The sequence below is a fragment of the Nitrospirota bacterium genome, from assembly GCA_040755395.1.
Classification (GTDB): Bacteria; Nitrospirota; Nitrospiria; order Nitrospirales; family Nitrospiraceae; genus DATLZU01.
The window spans coordinates 1-17,772 of record JBFMAX010000011.1 but is presented as its reverse complement, the minus strand read 5'-3'; the positions used below and the strand labels follow the sequence as shown (position 1 = coordinate 17,772).

Annotated in this window: 21 protein-coding genes; 13 read left to right on the top strand and 8 right to left on the bottom strand. The window is 62.2% G+C overall.

Annotated elements, in window-relative coordinates; genetic code table 11:
* The first annotated feature begins 132 nt into the window (after positions 1-132).
* The 4 genes from AB1555_14765 (at position 133) to AB1555_14750 (ending at position 6,858) form a co-directional block, all read left to right on the top strand.
* Positions 133-504, top strand: coding sequence for a hypothetical protein (locus tag AB1555_14765; GenBank protein ID MEW6247958.1), 372 nt, complete (start codon positions 133-135; stop codon positions 502-504).
* Positions 505-656: 152 nt separating this feature from the next.
* Complete coding sequence (locus tag AB1555_14760) at positions 657-1,934, top strand: TolC family protein (GenBank protein MEW6247957.1); 1,278 nt, start codon at positions 657-659, stop codon at positions 1,932-1,934.
* 11 nt (positions 1,935-1,945) lie between these two features.
* The gene (locus tag AB1555_14755) at positions 1,946-3,610 is read left to right on the top strand and encodes an efflux RND transporter periplasmic adaptor subunit (protein ID MEW6247956.1); all 1,665 of its coding nucleotides are present in this window, start codon (positions 1,946-1,948) and stop codon (positions 3,608-3,610) included.
* Positions 3,611-3,699: 89 nt separating this feature from the next.
* Positions 3,700-6,858, top strand: a complete 3,159-nt coding sequence (locus tag AB1555_14750; GenBank protein MEW6247955.1) for a CusA/CzcA family heavy metal efflux RND transporter — start codon at positions 3,700-3,702, stop codon at positions 6,856-6,858.
* On the opposite strand, the gene AB1555_14745 is transcribed toward AB1555_14750, so the two are convergent.
* Positions 6,840-7,196 (bottom strand): hypothetical protein, encoded by a 357-nt coding sequence (locus AB1555_14745; protein ID MEW6247954.1) that lies wholly within the window; start codon positions 7,194-7,196, stop codon positions 6,840-6,842. The genes AB1555_14750 and AB1555_14745 overlap by 19 nt on opposite strands.
* A 329-nt stretch (positions 7,197-7,525) precedes the next feature.
* On the opposite strand from AB1555_14745, the gene AB1555_14740 reads away from it, so the two are divergent.
* The 3 genes from AB1555_14740 (at position 7,526) to AB1555_14730 (ending at position 8,537) form a co-directional block, all read left to right on the top strand.
* Positions 7,526-7,738 carry a hypothetical protein gene (locus AB1555_14740; GenBank protein MEW6247953.1) on the top strand — a complete coding sequence of 71 codons (213 nt, stop codon included), beginning with the start codon at positions 7,526-7,528 and terminating at the stop codon, positions 7,736-7,738.
* An 89-nt stretch (positions 7,739-7,827) separates the two neighbouring features.
* Positions 7,828-8,028 (top strand): hypothetical protein, encoded by a 201-nt coding sequence (locus AB1555_14735; protein ID MEW6247952.1) that lies wholly within the window; start codon positions 7,828-7,830, stop codon positions 8,026-8,028.
* A 47-nt stretch (positions 8,029-8,075) separates the two neighbouring features.
* Positions 8,076-8,537: a CBS domain-containing protein gene (locus AB1555_14730; GenBank protein MEW6247951.1), complete on the top strand. Its 462-nt coding sequence runs from the start codon at positions 8,076-8,078 to the stop codon at positions 8,535-8,537.
* Between the two features lie 536 nt (positions 8,538-9,073).
* On the opposite strand, the gene AB1555_14725 is transcribed toward AB1555_14730, so the two are convergent.
* Complete coding sequence (locus AB1555_14725; GenBank protein ID MEW6247950.1) at positions 9,074-9,472, bottom strand: putative toxin-antitoxin system toxin component, PIN family; 399 nt, start codon at positions 9,470-9,472, stop codon at positions 9,074-9,076.
* Positions 9,469-9,690 (bottom strand): ribbon-helix-helix protein, CopG family, encoded by a 222-nt coding sequence (locus AB1555_14720; GenBank protein MEW6247949.1) that lies wholly within the window; start codon positions 9,688-9,690, stop codon positions 9,469-9,471. Before AB1555_14720 ends, AB1555_14725 begins: the two co-directional genes overlap by 4 nt.
* Before the next feature lie 557 nt (positions 9,691-10,247).
* Between AB1555_14720 and AB1555_14715 the strand changes: the two genes are divergently transcribed.
* From AB1555_14715 to AB1555_14700, 4 genes are read left to right on the top strand one after another with little or no spacing between them, the layout of a single operon-like run.
* A complete protein-coding gene (locus tag AB1555_14715; protein MEW6247948.1) occupies positions 10,248-10,586 on the top strand; it encodes a DUF2282 domain-containing protein in 339 nt (112 codons plus the stop codon).
* Between the two features lie 11 nt (positions 10,587-10,597).
* Positions 10,598-11,446 carry a DUF692 domain-containing protein gene (locus tag AB1555_14710; protein ID MEW6247947.1) on the top strand — a complete coding sequence of 283 codons (849 nt, stop codon included), beginning with the start codon at positions 10,598-10,600 and terminating at the stop codon, positions 11,444-11,446.
* Entirely contained in the window at positions 11,430-12,206 is a 777-nt protein-coding gene (locus AB1555_14705; GenBank protein MEW6247946.1) for a DNA-binding domain-containing protein, read from the top strand. Before AB1555_14710 ends, AB1555_14705 begins: the two co-directional genes overlap by 17 nt.
* A complete protein-coding gene (locus tag AB1555_14700; protein MEW6247945.1) occupies positions 12,203-12,736 on the top strand; it encodes a DoxX family protein in 534 nt (177 codons plus the stop codon). The genes AB1555_14705 and AB1555_14700 overlap by 4 nt, the downstream gene beginning before the upstream one ends.
* 50 nt (positions 12,737-12,786) lie before the next feature.
* Here the strand turns inward: AB1555_14700 and AB1555_14695 are convergent, their stop codons facing one another.
* Both AB1555_14695 and AB1555_14690 read right to left on the bottom strand, forming a co-directional pair.
* A complete protein-coding gene (locus AB1555_14695) occupies positions 12,787-14,181 on the bottom strand; it encodes a hypothetical protein (GenBank protein MEW6247944.1) in 1,395 nt (464 codons plus the stop codon).
* A gap of 116 nt (positions 14,182-14,297) precedes the next feature.
* On the bottom strand, positions 14,298-14,483 hold the full coding sequence (locus AB1555_14690; GenBank protein ID MEW6247943.1) for a hypothetical protein: 186 nt from the start codon (positions 14,481-14,483) through the stop codon (positions 14,298-14,300).
* 158 nt (positions 14,484-14,641) lie between these two features.
* On the opposite strand from AB1555_14690, the gene AB1555_14685 reads away from it, so the two are divergent.
* Positions 14,642-15,349 carry a Crp/Fnr family transcriptional regulator gene (locus AB1555_14685; GenBank protein ID MEW6247942.1) on the top strand — a complete coding sequence of 236 codons (708 nt, stop codon included), beginning with the start codon at positions 14,642-14,644 and terminating at the stop codon, positions 15,347-15,349.
* Between the two features lie 149 nt (positions 15,350-15,498).
* Here AB1555_14685 and AB1555_14680 read toward each other — a convergent pair whose 3' ends face one another.
* Genes AB1555_14680 through AB1555_14670 form a run of 3 tightly spaced genes read right to left on the bottom strand, consistent with a single transcriptional unit; the run spans position 15,499 to position 17,396 of the window.
* Positions 15,499-16,464, bottom strand: coding sequence for a DUF3179 domain-containing protein (locus tag AB1555_14680; GenBank protein MEW6247941.1), 966 nt, complete (start codon positions 16,462-16,464; stop codon positions 15,499-15,501).
* A gap of 47 nt (positions 16,465-16,511) precedes the next feature.
* Positions 16,512-17,126 (bottom strand): hypothetical protein, encoded by a 615-nt coding sequence (locus AB1555_14675; protein MEW6247940.1) that lies wholly within the window; start codon positions 17,124-17,126, stop codon positions 16,512-16,514.
* A 12-nt stretch (positions 17,127-17,138) separates the two neighbouring features.
* Entirely contained in the window at positions 17,139-17,396 is a 258-nt protein-coding gene (locus AB1555_14670; protein ID MEW6247939.1) for a hypothetical protein, read from the bottom strand.
* Positions 17,397-17,515: 119 nt separating this feature from the next.
* Here AB1555_14670 and AB1555_14665 point away from each other — a divergent pair.
* Positions 17,516-17,772: hypothetical protein (locus AB1555_14665; GenBank protein ID MEW6247938.1), on the top strand; the 257-nt coding region annotated here is incomplete at its 3' end.

The window sequence follows — 17,772 nt, the reverse complement described above, 5'->3', positions numbered from 1 at the left end:
TCAACGGTGTTGACGCTTCGGTGACCCCCATTCCGCTGGCAAGGATGGTGGACCTGTTCGCGTCAGCCGACCGGATCATTGTGTATTAGAAGGACCGTTGACGGGTGTGTTGCGGAGGGATAGACTAAGCGCATGCGATTACGTTTCCAAGGCTCTCGATCGTTGATCGCCGGAACGCTTGTCGTGCTCTTCCTTGCGTTGAGCTTCAACGCCTATGCGTGCCTGGTGCCGCTCTTCAACGCCTCCGGCTCCGCGATGACAAACGGTTGTTCAGCGCCTGACGAGCAGCCGGTTCGGCAGTTCTGCGATACCTACAAGACTCTCGGCGTCCAGTCCACGGATGAATCGATGGCGGGCATTGACTCGCAGATCATCTGCGCGGCCATCCTGGATTTATCGACTCCTCTCCTCGGTGCCGCCTCCCATGGCGGCTGCTTGTCCGAGCATCCCGCAGTCGGTCCGCCACTTGATCTCCTGCTAAAGACCTCAGTGCTTCGTATCTGATCCCTCCGGGTCTCACCGTTTCGTTCTCTCTGTCAAAGCTCTACGGGCTCAGCGCAACTTGGCGACGACCGAGTTGCTCCTGAATTCATCGCCGGTTTCGCACGGCCGGGCAATGGACGCCGAGCTGACTCCACATCGAGGAGGACTATGGCATGAAATGCAATTTCCCCATGAGCTCTCTTGCGGCAGGAGGGATAGGGCTGGCGCTCGCGCTTGGGATGTCTCCGGTCGCGCATGGAGCCGATACACCGGCTCAGGCGACGCTGGCACTGCCGGAGTTGATCCGGGAAGCTTTGGCTCGCAACCCGGAGATTCAGGCGGCACGCCGACAATGGGAGGCGGCCTCGCAACGGGTGACGCAGGCGGGGTCGCTGGACGACCCGACTCTGTCGGTCCAGTGGTGGAACACTCCCGAATCCTTCAACCTGGGACAAGCGCAGAACACGATCATCGGGCTGTCGCAAAAATTCCCCTTTCCCGGAAAACTCGCGCTCAAGGAAGAGGTGGCCGGCCGGTCGGCTGAGATGACCGAGCAGGCGCTCCGGGCCAAGGAACGCGACCTGATCGCCCGTGTCAAGCGGGCCTATTACGACCTGTTCTTTGCGCATAAGGCGATCCAAATCCATCACGAGCAGATCGACCTGCTGACGCAGTTTCTAGAGGTCGCCCTGGCGAAATTCCGCACGGGAAAAGGGAGTCAGGTGGATGTGCTCAAGGCGCAAGTGGAACTCTCCACGCTTCACCAAGAGTTGCCGGTCCTTGAACAGCGTCGCGAGACGGCTCAGGCCAACGTCAACACGCTGCTGAATCGGGACCCCCGGGCGCCGTTGGGACTCCCGCAAGGGCCGCGTACGATCCGGTTCGACAAAGACCTCGACGAGCTGTTTCAGATGGCAGCCGACGCCAGGCCGGAGGTGAAAGCGGCCGGTCTGGCGGTGCGGCGAAACGAGCAGGCCCGCGACCTGGCGCGCCGTCAGTACTATCCGGATGTCACGGTGGCGGTGCAACGGTTCCAGAACTTTCAGGCTCCGGACGGCTTCGGCGCGGTCATGTCGATCAACCTGCCGTTCTCGTTCTGGACCAAGCCTAAGTACGACGCCGGTGTGCAGGAGGCGACGGCTGCAGTTGCGGCCGCGCGCGCCGATCTTCATACGTTGGAAAACCTGACCCGCTTCCAGATCCGGGATCTTCTGGCAAAAGTCCGGGCTAGTTGGAAGGTGGCGATGCTGTATCGGACCACGGTGTTGCCGCAGGCCGAACAGAGCGTCGAGGCCGCACGGGCCGGGTATCGCACCGGGAGGACGTCTTTTCTGGATCTGATCGAAGCCGACCGGGCCTGGCGGGATTTTCAACTTGCCTATTACCAATCGCTGGTCGACCGGGAGAAGCGCTTGGCGGAACTGGAGCAGGTGGTCGGCAGAGAACTGTGAGGAGGTTTGCCATGCGCACCAAGGCCTGGAGAGGAAAACAAACGGTGTGGATCACAATCGCAGTGATCATAGTGACCGTCGGGGTATGGCTCATCGAGGGAGGGGAACGTCCCTATCCTGCACGGACAGACGAGCAGAGGTCCGGCCACGACTTGCCAGGCGAGCCGCGGACGCCCGGTACGGAAAAGATGAAGCCCTCCGCGGCTCCGGAGGGCGGACCTGCGCAGGCATACGCCATGGTCACACCATTCAAACAACAATTGATCGGGGTGAAGACTTCGGTCGTGGAGAGGCGGTCGCTTGAGACCGTCGTTCGGGCCGTCGGCAGGGCGGACTACGATGAACAACGCATCGCCTCTGTCAATCTGCGCATCTCGGGATGGGTCGAGGATCTGTTCGTGGATTACACCGGGCAGGTCGTCCGGAAAGGCCAACCCTTGTTCACCTTGTACAGCCCGGATCTGGTGGCCACGCAGGACGAGTACCTGCTCGCGCTGAAGGCGCGGGACAAGGTGAAAGACAGTCCGATTCCCGAGGTCCGCCGACAGGCGGACCAGATGGTGGAAGCCGCGCGCGATCGACTGAAGCTGTGGACCCTTACCGACGATCAGGTCGATGACCTGGCGAGGCGCGGCAAGGCCCGAACGTATGTCACGATCTATTCGCCGATACGGGGGTACGTGATCGACAAGAAAGTGTTCAAAGGGATGTTTGTGCAGCCCGAGATGACGCTGTACACCATCGCGGATCTGTCCGCGGTCTGGATCAATGCCGAGGTGTACGAGTATGAGGTGCCGTTCGTGCAAATCGGACAGCCCGCCACGGTGACCTTCGCGTCTTACCCCGGGGAACAGTTCCACGGCCGGGTGTCGTACATCTATCCCTATGTGAACAAGGAGGCCAGGACCGTCAAGGTCCGGCTGGACCTGCCGAACCCTGGCATCCGGATCAAGCCGGACATGTACGGGGATGTGCTCATCCAGGTGAATCGGGGAAACAAACTGGCGGTTCCGGAACAAGCCGTGCTCGATTCCGGCACGCAGGCCTTGGTCTTTGTCGTCCGGGGCGAAGGAATGTTTGAGCCGCGCTCGGTCAAGCTCGGCCCGAAGGTCGGGCCCTATTATGAAGTCCGCGAAGGCGTCACCGATGGAGACCGCGTGGTGATTTCGGGCAATTTCCTCATTGACTCGGAAAGCAAGCTGGTGGCCGCCACGAACATGATGGGTGCCTTGGGCATGGGCGGGATCAGGATGGAGCAGGCTCAGATGGGCAAGGTGGACATGGGCGGCATGGAGATGGGGGTGCCAAAGATGCAAGCGGCCAAGTCCGCCGGGGCCAAGCTGGAAAAGAAGGCCGGGGGGCTCGCACTGGTGCTCTCGACCGAGCCCGCGCCGCCTCGGATCGGAGAGAACCAGATCCGGCTGAAGCTGACGGACGAGGCTGCGAACCCGATGTCCACTGCGAAGGTGCTGCTGACGTACACCATGCCGATGCCGGGAATGGTCCCGGCCACGATTCCCATGAGGCTGGTGAAAGACGGCGTGTACGAGGCCAGGGCGAACCTCGGCATGGGAGGCCAGTGGGACCTCATGCTAACGATCCAGCGCACGGGCTGGCCGGACATCAAGGAGACATTTTCGGTGACGGCCGGTGGTGGGATGCCGGGAATGAAATAGGCCGTAATACGTGAAGCGTGAAGCGTGATGCGCAAGCAGATGCGTTACCCATCCATCACGGATCACGCATGACGCATCACGGGTTTATCATGATCGCGCGCGTCATCGAATGGAGCGTCCGGAATGCGTTTCTGGTCTTCCTGGCGACGCTCTTTCTGATGGGGTGGGGGCTGTGGGCGGTCTATCACACCCCGCTGGATGCGATCCCTGATCTCTCGGATGTGCAGGTGATTGTGTTCACCGAGTGGCCCGGGCGCAGTCCGGATCTGGTCGAAGATCAGATCACCTACCCCATTGTCACTTCCATGTTGGGCGCGCCACGGATCAAGTCCGTCCGCGGGCAGTCCTTCCTGGGACTCTCCTTTGTCTACATCATTTTCGAGGACGGCACCGATATGTACTGGGCCAGAAGCCGGGTGGTGGAGTACCTGCAGGGCGTGACCGGCAAGCTGCCCGAAGGCGTCTCGCCGACGCTGGGTCCCGATGCAACCGGTGTCGGCTGGGTCTTCCAGTACGCGCTGGTGGACACATCCGGTCTGCATGATCTCGCCGATCTGCGCAGTTTTCAGGATTGGTACCTGCGCTATTGGCTTCAGAGCGTGCCGGGCGTGGCCGAGGTGGCGTCGATCGGCGGATTCGTGAAGCAGTACCAGGTGCAGGTCGATCCCAACAAGCTGCTGGGCTATCACATCCCGCTGAAGAAAGTGATCGAGGCGATCCGACGCAGCAACAACGACGTGGGAGGCCGTGTCATCGAGGCCGGCGAGCGGGAATATATGGTGCGGGGGAGGGGCTATATCCGGTCACTGGACGATATCCGACACGTGCCGCTGGGGACCGACCGGCAGGGCACCCCGATCACGGTGCAAGACGTGGCCCATGTGACCATCGGTCCCGATCTGCGTCGCGGCATCGCCGAGCTGGACGGCCAGGGGGAAACGGTGGGCGGCATCGTGGTCATGCGCTACGGCGAGAATGCGCTCGCGGTGATCGACCGCGTGAAGGCCAAGCTCAAGGAAATCACGCCGTCCCTGCCGAAGGGGATTAAGATCGTCCCAGTCTATGATCGCTCCGATCTGATTCTCCGGGCCATTGCCACTCTGAAGGAGAAGCTGATTGAGATCAGCTTCGTCGTGAGCGCCGTCAGCCTGGTGTTTCTGTTCCATCTTCGCTCTGCTCTCGTCGCGATCCTCATCTTGCCGGTCGCGATCCTGCTCTCGTTTCTCGCGATGTACTATCTGGGCATCACCTCGAACATCATGTCGTTGGCCGGCATCGCCATCGCCATCGGGGCCATGGTGGACGCGGTCATCGTCATGATCGAGAACGCCCATAAGCGCTTGGAGCAGTGGGACCGCGCCGGGCAGCCCGGCTCTCGGACCGCCGTGGTCATACGTGCGGCCCAAGAGGTCGGCAAGCCGCTCTTCTTTTCGTTGCTCGTCATCACAATCTCCTTCCTGCCGGTCTTCACGCTGGAAGCTCAGGAGGGGCGCCTCTTCAGGCCGCTGGCCTTCACCAAGAGCGCGGCAATGTTGTTTGCGGCGTTCGTCTCGATTACCCTCGCGCCGCTTTTGATGGTCCGGCTGATCAGAGGGAAGATCGCACCGGAGGAACACAATCCGATCAACCGAGCCTTGATTTGGCTCTATCGGCCGCTGGTGTCCGGCGCCTTGCGCGTGCGCTGGCTGGTCGTGATCCTGGCCGTCGTGGCGGTGGCGAGTTCGGTACCCATGTATAAAAAGCTCGGATCCGAATTCATGCCGCCGCTGAACGAAGGGACGATCCTGTATATGCCGACTGCCTTGCCCGGCATCTCGGTGACCCAGGCGGGCACGCTGCTGCAACGGCAAGACCAGTTGCTCAAGCAATTTCCTGAAGTGGAGCATGTGTTCGGCAAGATCGGCCGGGCGAGGACCCCGACCGATCCGGCCCACTTGAGCATGGCGGAGACCGTGGTGACCCTGAAGCCGGAGGAGCAGTGGCGGCCAGGCGTGACCTGGGACTCGCTGATCGCCGAGATGGACGAGGTGGTGAAATTCCCAGGGATGCCCAACATCTGGTGGATGCCGATCCAGACGCGGACCGAGATGCTCGCGACCGGGATCCGCAGCAATCTTGGCATCAAGATTCTCGGGCCGGATCTCACGGAGATCGAGCGGATCGGCCTGGAGATCGAAGGGCTGCTGCAAGGCGTTCCGGGGACCCGCAGCGCCTATGCGGAGCGTGTCACCGGCGGCTACTACCTCGACGTTCACGTCGATCGCGAGGAGGCGGCCCGCTATGGGCTTACGGTCGAGGATGTGGAAGATGTCATCGAATCGGCCATCGGAGGCAAGAACATCACGCAGACTGTGGAAGGCCGCGAGCGGTATCCCGTGAACGTCCGCTATCTGCGGGAGCTACGGGAAGACCCGGAATCGCTCCGGCGGGTCCTTGTGGAAGCCCGCAATGGCGCTCAGATTCCTCTGGGCCAACTGGCTCGGATCGCTCTGACCACGGGCCCTCCCGCGGTTCGCGACGAGAACGGCTCCCTGGCCGGCATTGTGTTCGTCGATGTGGCGGGACGGGATTTGGGGAGGTATGTGGAAGAGGTGCAGCAATTGATCCGGGACCGCGTGGCATTGCCCGCCGGCTATTCGCTCGCCTGGGGCGGACAATTCCAGTACCTCGAACGGGCCAAGGCCCGGCTGAAGGTCGTGGTGCCGGTCACGATCTTTCTGATTTTCGTGCTGCTCTATCTGAATTTTAAATCGGTCACGAGAAGCCTGATTGTCCTCCTGTCGGTGCCGTTCGGGGTCGTGGGCGCGGTCGTGTTTCTCTACTTCCTCCAGTATCACCTGAGCGTGGCGGTCTGGGTGGGCATCATCGCCCTGGCGGGCGTCGCGGCCGAGACGGGAGTCGTCATGATCATCTTTCTGGACGAGGCCTATGAGCGGCGGCAGCGAGAGGGCCGTCTGCGCTCGATGACCGACCTTCGGGAAGCCATCATCGAGGGAGCGGTCCAACGGGTGAGGCCGAAGATGATGACCGCCTCAGCCGTCCTCCTTGGCCTGCTGCCGATCATGTGGAGCCATGGGACCGGCGCCGACGTCATGAAACGGATCGCGGCGCCGATGATCGGCGGCATGATATCGTCCACCATCCTGACGCTGCTGGTGATCCCCGCACTCTACGCTCTGTGGCGCGGCCGGCAGGTCATACGGAGCGGCGGGACCGCACGAAATGCCGCTCAAAACGTGATGACCTGATAGCCCGCCGACACCAGTTTCCTAAAGCTCGGGTGGCCTTCAAAGTCCCCGGCCAGCCTCACGCCGCACGCCACGACTTTGTCTTTGACGCCGAACGCGCCCGCGCAGAATTCGCACGCGCCGGCGATTCGATCCTTCACGGCTTCATAGAGCCCATGAATCTTGTGGTCCGGCTTCGACAGTTCCGGAATCCACTTGGGCCCGGCGCCGTCGAAGATAAGCTGCACGTCCTCATGGGCCTCCTTGAATTCCTTGACCGCCTCCAGCGCGTTGACGACCCGTCCCAGTCCCTCGTGCGTCTCCGTATCCGCGAACACGATGATGGCGACCTTGGCCATAGCCCTTCCTCCTTGTTGGTTGGGAATACTGGTGAACGATACCGTTCTTTTACCAAAGAGGATCTCGGCCGCTCTGTGGTCTGGCTTACAAAGCAGTCTTCATGAGTCCTTGGCTCATCCACGCATCATGAAAATACCCCGTCCGAGGCCCCCTCACCTTTATCCTCTCCCCCATCCTGGGGGAGAGGGGAGGGGGAGGGGGGCATTTTCTACACAGAGGATCTTTTTCTCCGCGGACCTGTGGGGGGCCTTACAGAAGGCCTTCATGGCGGCGGGTATGATGACGCGCAGAAGCAGAGAAAGCGCACCCATGCAGAAGGAGGCTCGTCATGACCTGTCACCGGTGTCATGGACTGATGGTGCTGGAAGAGATCTGCGATGTTCACGAAACTGGCGATGCCCTCTGCTTCGATGGGTATCGATGCCTGCAATGCGGCGAGATCGTGGACGCGGTGATTCTCGATAATCGCCGGCGAATCGCCGTCCCGGTCGGTGAGACGGCGCGAAAGAAGCCGCGTCTTCCACGCCTGGTCAGTGCTTGAGCGCGGCTGACCCGTCCGCACGACAGGGATGGATGGATGAAGAAACAGGAAGTCTTGTTCTGTATCGAGTATCGGGAAGGAGGCGCGCCATGACCAGTTCGCGCGATCCGGCCCATGCCGGGCAGCCGCCACTGGAAGCACTCCCCTGTCCGACGTGCGGGAGCCACGATCACGCCCCTCTGCTCCAGTGCGACTACTATCCGGACGGCTGCCTCTGGCTGGCCCGCTGCCGGTCGTGCGGCGCGCGTTATCACTTCGACCTGCGGTCCCGCGTTTCTTCTGCCGAATGAACGGGGCGCACCCGTCAATGGGTGCTGGAGCAAGCCACGGAGGTTCTATGCGAGTTCATGATGTCATGTCGACGGGCGTGGTCACGGCGAAAAGAACGGACATGGTGCGATCGGTTGTCGTCAAGATGCTCACCAGGCGGTGCGGCGCGATTCCGATCGTGGAGGATGATGATCGCTTGGTCGGGATCGTCACGCTGAGAGACGTCATGATGCCGATGTATCCCAACTATGGAGACTACATTCACGACAACGTCCGCAGCCGGGACTTTCTGGAAATGGAGAAAGGTTACCCGGAGGTGTTGGCGAAGAAAGCCGAAGACATCATGACGCGCAATCCGCTCACCGTCACTCCGGAGACGCCGATCTTGGAGGCCGCCTCTTATATGGGACTCAAGAACCTTCGGCGCATCCCGGTCGTGGAGCACGGCAAGCTTGTCGGCGTGGTCAGCATCGGCGATATCCACCGGGGGCTCTTCTTCGCTCGCGGGGGATGTGAGGGGGAGTCATGACCGTGTGGCGAATTCCTCTGTTGTGTGTCGGCGATCGCTTCACCCACATTATTCATGACGGTTTGTGACGAAATCGCCAAGACGCCAAGCGTTGGACCCATTGCACGAGAAGAGCAATGGGCACCCCCGCGCGGAGCCCTGAGAGGCCGAGGCAGACTTGACACCGTATGTCGAGGCCACGAGAGGCGAGCCCGCCCGGCTGGGCGCTGTACGGCGCGGCCAGCCTTGGCGCAGCGGCGTATCGGCGGTTGCAGGAGAAGCGGTCCTGAATAATGCGGGCTAGCAAGGGATCGCTGCGCGGAGCTGGCCGAGATAGATTGCGAATTGCGCAGTCTATCAGCCGATCAGCCCGCAGCATATCCCGGATCGATGAATTGGAATCACAGGCGGTCTGGGTCGGTCGCCTGGTAGGGGGTTCTTGTTTCTGCATCAGGGATTCGTCAACGTGATGGTGACCCCGTTCCTTCGTCTGACTATTCATCCATCGGCGTTTCCGAGAAAAGCCCCTTGCCAGCTCACTCTACGGAGCGGCACCGCTACTTGCGGAGACGATCCCAACAGCCGCGCGGATCGACGATGGCGAGCGGAGCCTGACGTGCGACCGCCAAGAGGTCTTGGTCTCCCGTGACCAGCAGATCGGCATGGCCAGCCACCGCCGACGCAAGCACCCACCGGTCGTCGAAGTCGCGAATGGGAAGCGGGGAAGGTTTCGCGGGCTTCGGAACGATCGTTGCATCGCGGAGCTCCGCTTCGACGGCGGCGATCAGCTCTGGTGACGCGCGGAATCGACCCCCCAACACGTGCCGCAGTTCAACAAGGTTCACCTCCCCTGTGAGTAATTCATGCTCGGCGAGGATGTACCGTAGGAGGTCGGCGCAGATGCCGCGGGCCGTGTACGCACTGACCAGCACGTTGGTGTCGAGAAAGACCCTCACGACACGATGCGAAACACGTCCTCGTCGGTGAGGATGCCCTGCGCCTCGGCGAGAGGCAACAACGCGCGGCGCGACCGCTCAAATCGTAGGAGAGCGACCTGCCGTCTCACGGCGTCGCGAACAATGTCGCTGCGGCTGCGTCCTAACTGGCGGCTTAAGCGATCCAGTTCGCGCTGCATCTTGGCGTCGAGGCGGATTGTCACGGTCGATGCTTTCATGTGTGACGATGTAACACATTTGATGTGGCCGTGCAAGCGTCTGTGGCGTGTCCCAAGCGCGGCCTAACGCCCAGCATCGGGGTTGAAAAGTGGGGTCAGACCTTGTGTTATGCATCAGGCCTTAAGCGACAGCCTCATACTGTTGTGCGCACAGAACAAGGTCTGTCCCCATTACTCCATGATGGTCCGCGTCGACAGCGTCGACCGCTCCCTTGCCGTCTTTCTCGGGATCGTCTGACCTTTATTCCCTTTCCCGTTGTTCAGGATTGGAAAGGGGGGAGGGCGCGAGCGCACGGACACCGTGCCTCGACCGTCCGAACATTGGTTCTGACCGGAAGCCGATCGCAGCCGATGTCCCGCTTGATTCGCCGTCCGATACTTCTACGGCAACTGTAAGCTGCCTCACAGCGTATCGTGAGTCTCCCGGGTAGGCTGAGAGGGGCTCGCCGGTCCTTTCACGCGTATCGAAAGGAGGTGTCGTGAGGAAATCGCCGTGAGTAGCGACCAGCGTGAGCGGAGAGGCCGAACACATTTACGACTATCGAAAGGAGAGACCCATGAATGCAAAGACGAATAAGAAGCACGCCGTGTTCAATTCCGCACTGTTGGCCGCACTGAGTGTGGTAGGAACCCAGGCGTTTGCCGAACCGCCCAAGATGCCGGAGCTGCCCTCCGGCTGGGAGGCCTGCGGCGGTGTCGCCAGGGCCGGGATGAACGACTGCGCGATCAAGACCAGCCTCCATTCCTGCGTCGGCATGGCCAAGAGCGACAACGAGCCCGATTCCTATGTGTTCCTGCCGAAAGGACTGTGCGCGAAGATCGCGAACGGCAAGGTGCTGCCGATCACCAAGGACGATCTGGCCAAAATGAAAGAGATGATGAAGAAAAAAATGTAGGGCCATCGCCAATGACTGCGTTCGTCTCATCACCTCCGATCCCGGCGCAAGCCGGGATCGGGCTTCGCTCGCATCACTTCCGAGAGATTCTGGAGGAGCCTCCGCCGGTCGCCTGGATGGAAACCCATCCGGAGAATTACTTCGGAGAGGGAGGGATGGCTCTCCGCATGCTTGAGCGGATCAGGGCCCTGTACCCCTTGAGTTTTCACGGGGTCGGACTCTCCCTCGGCTCCACCGATCCGATCGACCGCGATCATCTTCATAAACTCAAAGCGTTGATCGACCGCTTCGAGCCCGTATTCGTATCGGAGCATCTCTCCTGGAGTTCCGCCGGAGGTCGGTTCGTGAACGAGTTGCTGCCTCTTCCCTACACCACGGAAAGCCTGGAGCATGTCTGTGCACGAATCGAGGAAGTTCAGGAAGTCTTGCGGCGGCCGCTGCTCATCGAGAACATCACCCGCTATCTCGCCTGGCGGGATTCCATCGTGCCGGAGGGAGAGTTCATCGCTGAGGTCGCTCGGAGAACCGGCTGCCGGATTCTGCTCGATCTCAACAATGTGTATGTCAACGCCGTCAACTTCGGCGAAGATCCTCTTGTTTTTCTGAGAGCGATTCCGGCCCAGGCGGTTGAGGAGCTTCACTTGGCGGGCTTCGACCGCTTCGGGAGCTGGCTGGTCGATACGCATGGCCGGGTGGTGCATCAGAAAGTCTGGGAACTGTACGAGTGGACGATCGGTCGCATCGGCCCTCGACCGACGCTGATCGAATGGGACACCAATCTGCCGCCGCTTTCCGTGCTGGTCGCCCAGGCCCGGCAGGCGGATGCGATTCTGAGGGGCAGCCATGTCGCGGCTTCGTGAACTCCAGCACGCGTTCGTCGAGGCACTCGTGGGCGGGAAGCCCCATGCCGTCGTGGGGGCGATCGTGCCGGAAGGGAGCGCCCTGCGGAGCCTGGCGCTCTATCGCCGCCTGATCCGGATCAACTACACGCAGGTGCTCGCGGTCACCTATCCCGTTCTGCGCCGGCTCGTCGGGCCTCGGTACTTCGACATCCTCGCGCGCGGATACCTGCAGCGCGAGCCTTCGACCAGCGGCGATCTCTTTGGGTACGGGCGCCGTCTCCCGGCGCTTCTCCAGGCGGTGCAGGCGCCTCGGGTGCTCGTGGAGTTGGCGAAACTCGAGTGGGCCTGCCATGAGGTGCATCAAGCCGCCGACTCTCCGCCGCTGTCCCGGGATCACCTGGAGGCCATGACCTCGCTGGATCCGTCGCGCGTGACGGTCCGCCTTCATGCGGCGGCTCGACTCCTGCATTTCTCCTTGCCGGTGCATCGCGTCTGGCTGGCGCTGCAGCCGGAGGCGCCGAGCAATGACGCGGTAGACCTGCCGCTTCGGGAGGAAGACACCGGGGTCGTCGTGACGCGAGTCGGCGGGAAGGTCGAGGTGACGCCACTGGCTCCGCTGGACCATCGATTGCTCGAAGCCATGGCGGACGGGAAGCACGTGGCCGAAGTCGAACGGATGGCGGTTGAGGCCGATCCGGAGTTTGACTGGTCACGGTTTGCGGCGACCCTGCTCAGGCTTGGAGTGTTGAGCGCGTGTTCCGGGGAGGAGACGCCGTGAGCCCGCGTACGGCCCGGCTGACGCGCGCGGCGGCCCTCGCCGTTTCCGGCTATCGCCGCCTGGTCTGGGCGCTGGAGTCGCTGCTGCCCGTGTTCGACCTCGGCGTCCGCCTGTACCTCGCCCATATTTTCTGGAAAGGCGGCATGGTCAAGCTGTCCAGTTGGATGTCGACGGTGATGCTCTTTACCCTCGTCTACGATGTGCCGCTGCTGCCGCCCGAAGTCGCCGCCTATCTGGCGACCGCGATCGAATTGGGCGGCTCGTTTCTCCTGGCGATCGGACTGGGGGGACGATGGGCGGCCCTTTCGCTCTTCGGGCTCAATATCGTCGCCTCGATCTCGTACGGACAGCTCTCGGAGGCCGCGTTACAAGAAGCCTTCTACTGGGGGATTCTCTTCCTCTACTTCGTGCTGCACGGGCCTGGACTGCTCTCGGCCGACGCCCTCTTGCAATACCTCATTCGACGAAGAACGTCGGGCGGTATGACTGGCGAGAACCTGTCCGATCAGCCTGCCTGCCGCCGGGCGTGAGCGGGCGGCACATCTCCTTCAACACAGAGTGGCGAGCAGGCCTGGTCCCTTCACCGGCTCGATCCCTCGAGGCCAGGACCGTCGGTGACTGTCAGCTCGGGCGGCAGGGAGAGCACGAAATGATTGAGCAGCGCGTGGCGCTCGTAGCTCAGCAAGTACAGGTGCAGCACGGAAGGATCGTCTCGATCTCGATGAAGGAGCGGTCCATCGACGCCGACCTCGTGATGGTCCAGCCAGCGATCGGACGCATCGAGATGAAAGCCATAGACCAGCCGCTGACGCGGGGGATGTGCCGCCAACTCGTCATAAGCTTCGAAGAAACCAGGGTTTCCGATTCCCAGGGGAACCTGCCAGCCGCGCTCGTATTCGGCCGGGGAAAGGGCGGGGAGTGAAACGAGATCGAGCCCGCCGAACACGAGGCGGGTCGATTCGCCGGTCTGACGATGGCGAAACGCCAATTCCAGTTCCACGCGTGGGTCGGGTTGGGCGGGCATGCGGGTGCGGCGAAGCACGGCGCCCGTAAAATCCGCAAGATACGCTAGCTTGGTGTCGCGGGGATGCCGCACGGAATACCGGCCGGGCGGGATAAAGCCGGCGAAGCGGACCGGTTGGGTATACCAGTCGCGATAGGTATGGACCGGACCGGACAAGATATTGCGGCGTTTCAGCCGTTGTTCGCCGCGAACGGCCAGCGGTTCATCCCATCGGACGGTCGCCTGGAGGGGCCATTCGCGTTCGACAGTGCGCAGGTGGTCGAGGGAAATCGGGGTCCCGGCGGGAGAGCGCCAGTGCTCGAGGGACCACCAGTAATCCCAATACGAAAGGCCGTTCACCTGTTCGAAGAGCTGCTTGTACGGCCCGAGCGGAAAGGTAAACCAATAGTGCTCATACACCCGCTCCTCCCCGTCTTCCGCCGTGAACAGCAACAGCTCCCACAGTCCCGCATTGAGGCAGTTGCGCGCGAGGTCCACCCGGCTGAGCGCGCGGAATTCAAACCCGTCGCCGCCTTCTTCAACGCTCACAAGAGGAGAAGAGCGGGCGAACCGGACCTGCTGCCGGTTCCATTCGCGGTCGATCAGCCCGATCTTGGTCAGCTCAGGATCCACCTTGACCCACGGAGGCACTGCCGCGACGAGATGAGCGAGATCCACATCGAGGAGTTCGATCCTGGCGGCATGCTCAGACGCCGGTTCGATGAGAAAGCGGAATCGGCCGCTGTCAGTGCGATGAATGATCAGGCGTCCGTGCGGATAATTCCCGAACACGACGCTTCGCTCTTCGGGATCCTCCGGATAGTCCGCGTTGCTGAACGTCGTGAGGGTCACGGTATAGGTCGGCGCCTCTGTGTATCGAATGCGAAACCAGATCGCAACGCTGACAGAAGCCAGAGCCATGACGAACAGGGTCACAATGACCCATCGACGCTTCGGTCGGGCGAGCAGCATGGTAGTCCTCCCGTTTCCAATCACACGGCTTCACGGCCCTCAAGACGGATCATGGCCGGCGAAGCAGCCGTTCGCGCGCAGACCTCGCCGTCCGGAGAGTGTCATCAGACACAGTTTCAAATCCCCGCTTCGCCGCTGGTCCCGATCCAGGTACAGACCTGGTGGTGGGGTTTCGTGGGCTGATCCGTCCGAGGCAGTCCGGCTTCGAGGGCCCACAGGTGCATCCAGACCGTCAGCGCGAGATAGGTCAGGCTGACGGACCAGACGACGGGACTCGGACCTGTGTTTCTGATTGGGCTCATGCAGCTTGACGGTGCGACCGGATGACGTGTCATGTCAATTCACGGTATGTCCGGTCACGATGTCCGTGCTCCGCGTGCCTCACCTGCGCGAGAATCATCTGCTTGCTCTGAGACCGTCCGAAACAGTACAGTAGAGCCGCCGCCGACGGGAGTGGCCGATGTCTCAGGAATCTCCCTCACAGAACAAGCTCTGGTACCTCAAGCACATCCGCTTGTTCGACGGACTCAGCCAAACGGAGATGCAGGAAATGGAACGCATCACGCAGATGCAGGCGGTCAAGAAACGGCAGCCGCTCTACCTGCCGGGCGATCCCAGCAGCAACGTGTATCTCCTCAAACAGGGACGGGTCAAGATCGCGAGCACCGCGCCCAGCGGCAAAGAAGTGACGTTCGACATCCTGGAACCGGGCGAGGTGTTCGGGGAATTGGAAGTGCTCGAAGAGCGGCCGCGGGAGACGGCTGCGGAAGCGCTCGACGACACGCTCATTTGCGTCATCCGGCGCGAAGACTTCGACCGCTACCTGCGGACCCATCCCGATTTGTCCGTGAAGCTCACCAAGCTCATCGGGCTGCGGCTCCGCAAAATTCAAAGCCGCGTGGAAGACCTCGTCTTCCGCGACGTGCCAGCCCGTCTGGCCCACCTCCTGCTCGAACTCAGCAAGACCGACGGCGTGCCGGACGGGCCCCACATCCGCCTCGGGATCAAGCTCACTCACCAGGAAATGGCCAACCTCATCGGCTGCAGCCGGGAAACGGTCAGCACGACGCTGGGCCAGTTCCGCGAACAGGGCCTGATCCGGATCGAAGGCCGCTCGATCACCCTCCTCAATCCCGACCACCTGACTCGGCTCGTGTCGTCCCGGTAGATGAATCAGCGATTGAGCGCTCCCTGCGCGTTATCCATCCACACTGACGCTGCGCTCGCCTGACAGCGAGCAGCGAATAGCTGATAGCGAATAGCTCCGAGCTACTCGCTATTGGCTGTTCGCTAGCCTACCGGCGGTTGCTGACTGCCTCAGCGTGCCTTGAACACCTGCGTGTTCGGGTGAAAAGCATACCAGGCGAACCAGTACGCCATAAGGGAAGGCGCCGGATTGCCGTCGGCGGCGGTGACAAAGGCGCTCCGCGCGCGGGCATTGAAATGGACGGTGATGCGTCGCCCGCCGACCTGGTCGACAAGCGGCGTCGCTATATTCTTCAGTTCCGCGAACGGATAGGCTTTGGCGACGCCGTCGATTTCGACCCCGAGGACCCATTCCTTCGGATGGTAGCTCGGATCGAAATACGTCGTGTCGAACATCAGGTCCCGCCGGTCCGCATAGCCCAAGTAGGGATCGCGCTCGTAATCACGGACGTAACCGGTATTGACCGACAACACGAGCGTGTCGGGGTGGGCGCGGCGCCATTCGCCCCAGGTCGTATGCTCCAAGAAAAGAGGGGTGAGCTTGGTTCCGGTCAGCGGGCCGGCCACCGCCTGCATGGCGATCTGGGACCACAGGCTCTCCGTCTGGTGGTCGTACATCAGCAGATCGCTCTGATACAGCAGGCCGCTGACGCCGAACGTGAAGCGCCGGCCGTTGACGCGTGCATCGAACGCGAGGCCGGTGCCGCACAGCGGGCAATAGGTGACCACCACCGGCTTTCCGCCGATCGTATCGTTGACCAACTCGTGCCAGTTGAGAATCTTGACGGGATAGGCTTTGGCCTCCGCGTCCACGCTCAGGCCCAGCACGCGATCCTCGTCTTTCAGGAACCAGGCTCCCGCGGCGAGGATGAATGTCGGGGACAGCAGGGCCGGAATGCCGTCTTTGCCCGGCCCGCCGTCCACGATCTGATCCAACGGGACGCTGTGCCGGGAGAGGTCGAATGCGGTCGCCGGCCGCTGCCCGAGGCCGAGCCAGGCGACCGCGAGCAGGACTGCGCCAGCCAAGGCGATCGCCGCCCAGCCCCATCCCGACAGTCCGGTTCGTCGGCTTGCCATCCCGTCTACCGCGGGATCGTGGAGAGGAAGTCCTGACCGGTGTGCGCTCATAACAGAACGAGCAGCGCGCCCGCGGCCAGGATCAATACGAGCAGGATCAGGATCGTCGCCTTTTCCGCCCAACTGACCGCGGGTTCGTCGTCGTGACGCTGGAGTGAAGGCTGGGTGGACATGGCAGCACCGGATTGAGTGGCTTCCTGCCGCAGATACCCGGTCACGACGCGCGCCGCCTCCGGCGCGTACTCGCGACGGACTCCGGACAGGAATTGAGTGAATGAACGACAAAGCTGAGCGCAGAATCGCACCTTGACAAGAAGCGTGTCCTCGATGCCGATTCCTCTGAACGCCTCGGGGTAGGCCAGGATATACGGGGTCCCGTCGGCGGCGGCCGAGATCGCCAGCGCGACAATCCGCTTGGTCCCGGCATCCATCGCGTCCAGGGCCAGATCCTCCTTCAACAGTTCCCACGACGTCTCGAGATAAGCGGGATGCGCGACCATGTCCTGAAACAGATCCGGCACGAACCTGATGCCGAACGTCTGCGCGATCTCGGCGAAGACGGCCTGCACCGTGTCCGATGAATCGAGACGATCGTCTGGTGTCCCGTTCGCCGCGACCGCGCGCGACTCCCGATCACCGTGGCACGAACGTACGCCGCGCATGCGCCCGGGCCCTCACCTGCTCCCGTTCCGCTCCCACTCTCGGAGTTTCGCGACCAGCCAGTCCTTCTGCGGAATTCCCGTCGCCACCACCTGCCCGTCCACGACGAAGGCCGGCAGCGCGATGACGGCGGCCGCGTCCGCCTCTGTGTCCGAGACATGACGGACGCAGATCTCCCATGCCGGCAACGCCTCGTGAATCGCGCGGGCCAACCCCCGAGCCCGCTGCTCAGAGAGGCAGCCTTTATGGACGAACACCTCCAGTCGAGCCATGGTCGCATTCTAGGGGCGCTCAACCGGGCAAGTCTGTGAGCCCGCTTACAGAACGGAACGGCGCTCCGGCGGTAGGGTGCAGTCGGCTGAGGAATGTCGGGGAGGAAGGAGGTCGTGCCATGTGGAACATCAAAGGACGTCGTGCCCTGTTCGTCGGCCTGTCGGCTGTCCTCTTGACTGCACCCGGATGCATGATGGTCGCCATCGACGCCGGCCATGAAGGAGTCCTGGTGGAGAAGCCGTTTTTCCTCGGTCACGGCGGTGTGGATCCCGTCCCGGCGACCACCGGCCGCGTCACAGTGGCGCTGACGACCCAGGTGATCGACGTGGATGTCCGGCCGATTCAATATTCGGAGCACTTCGACATCATTTCGGC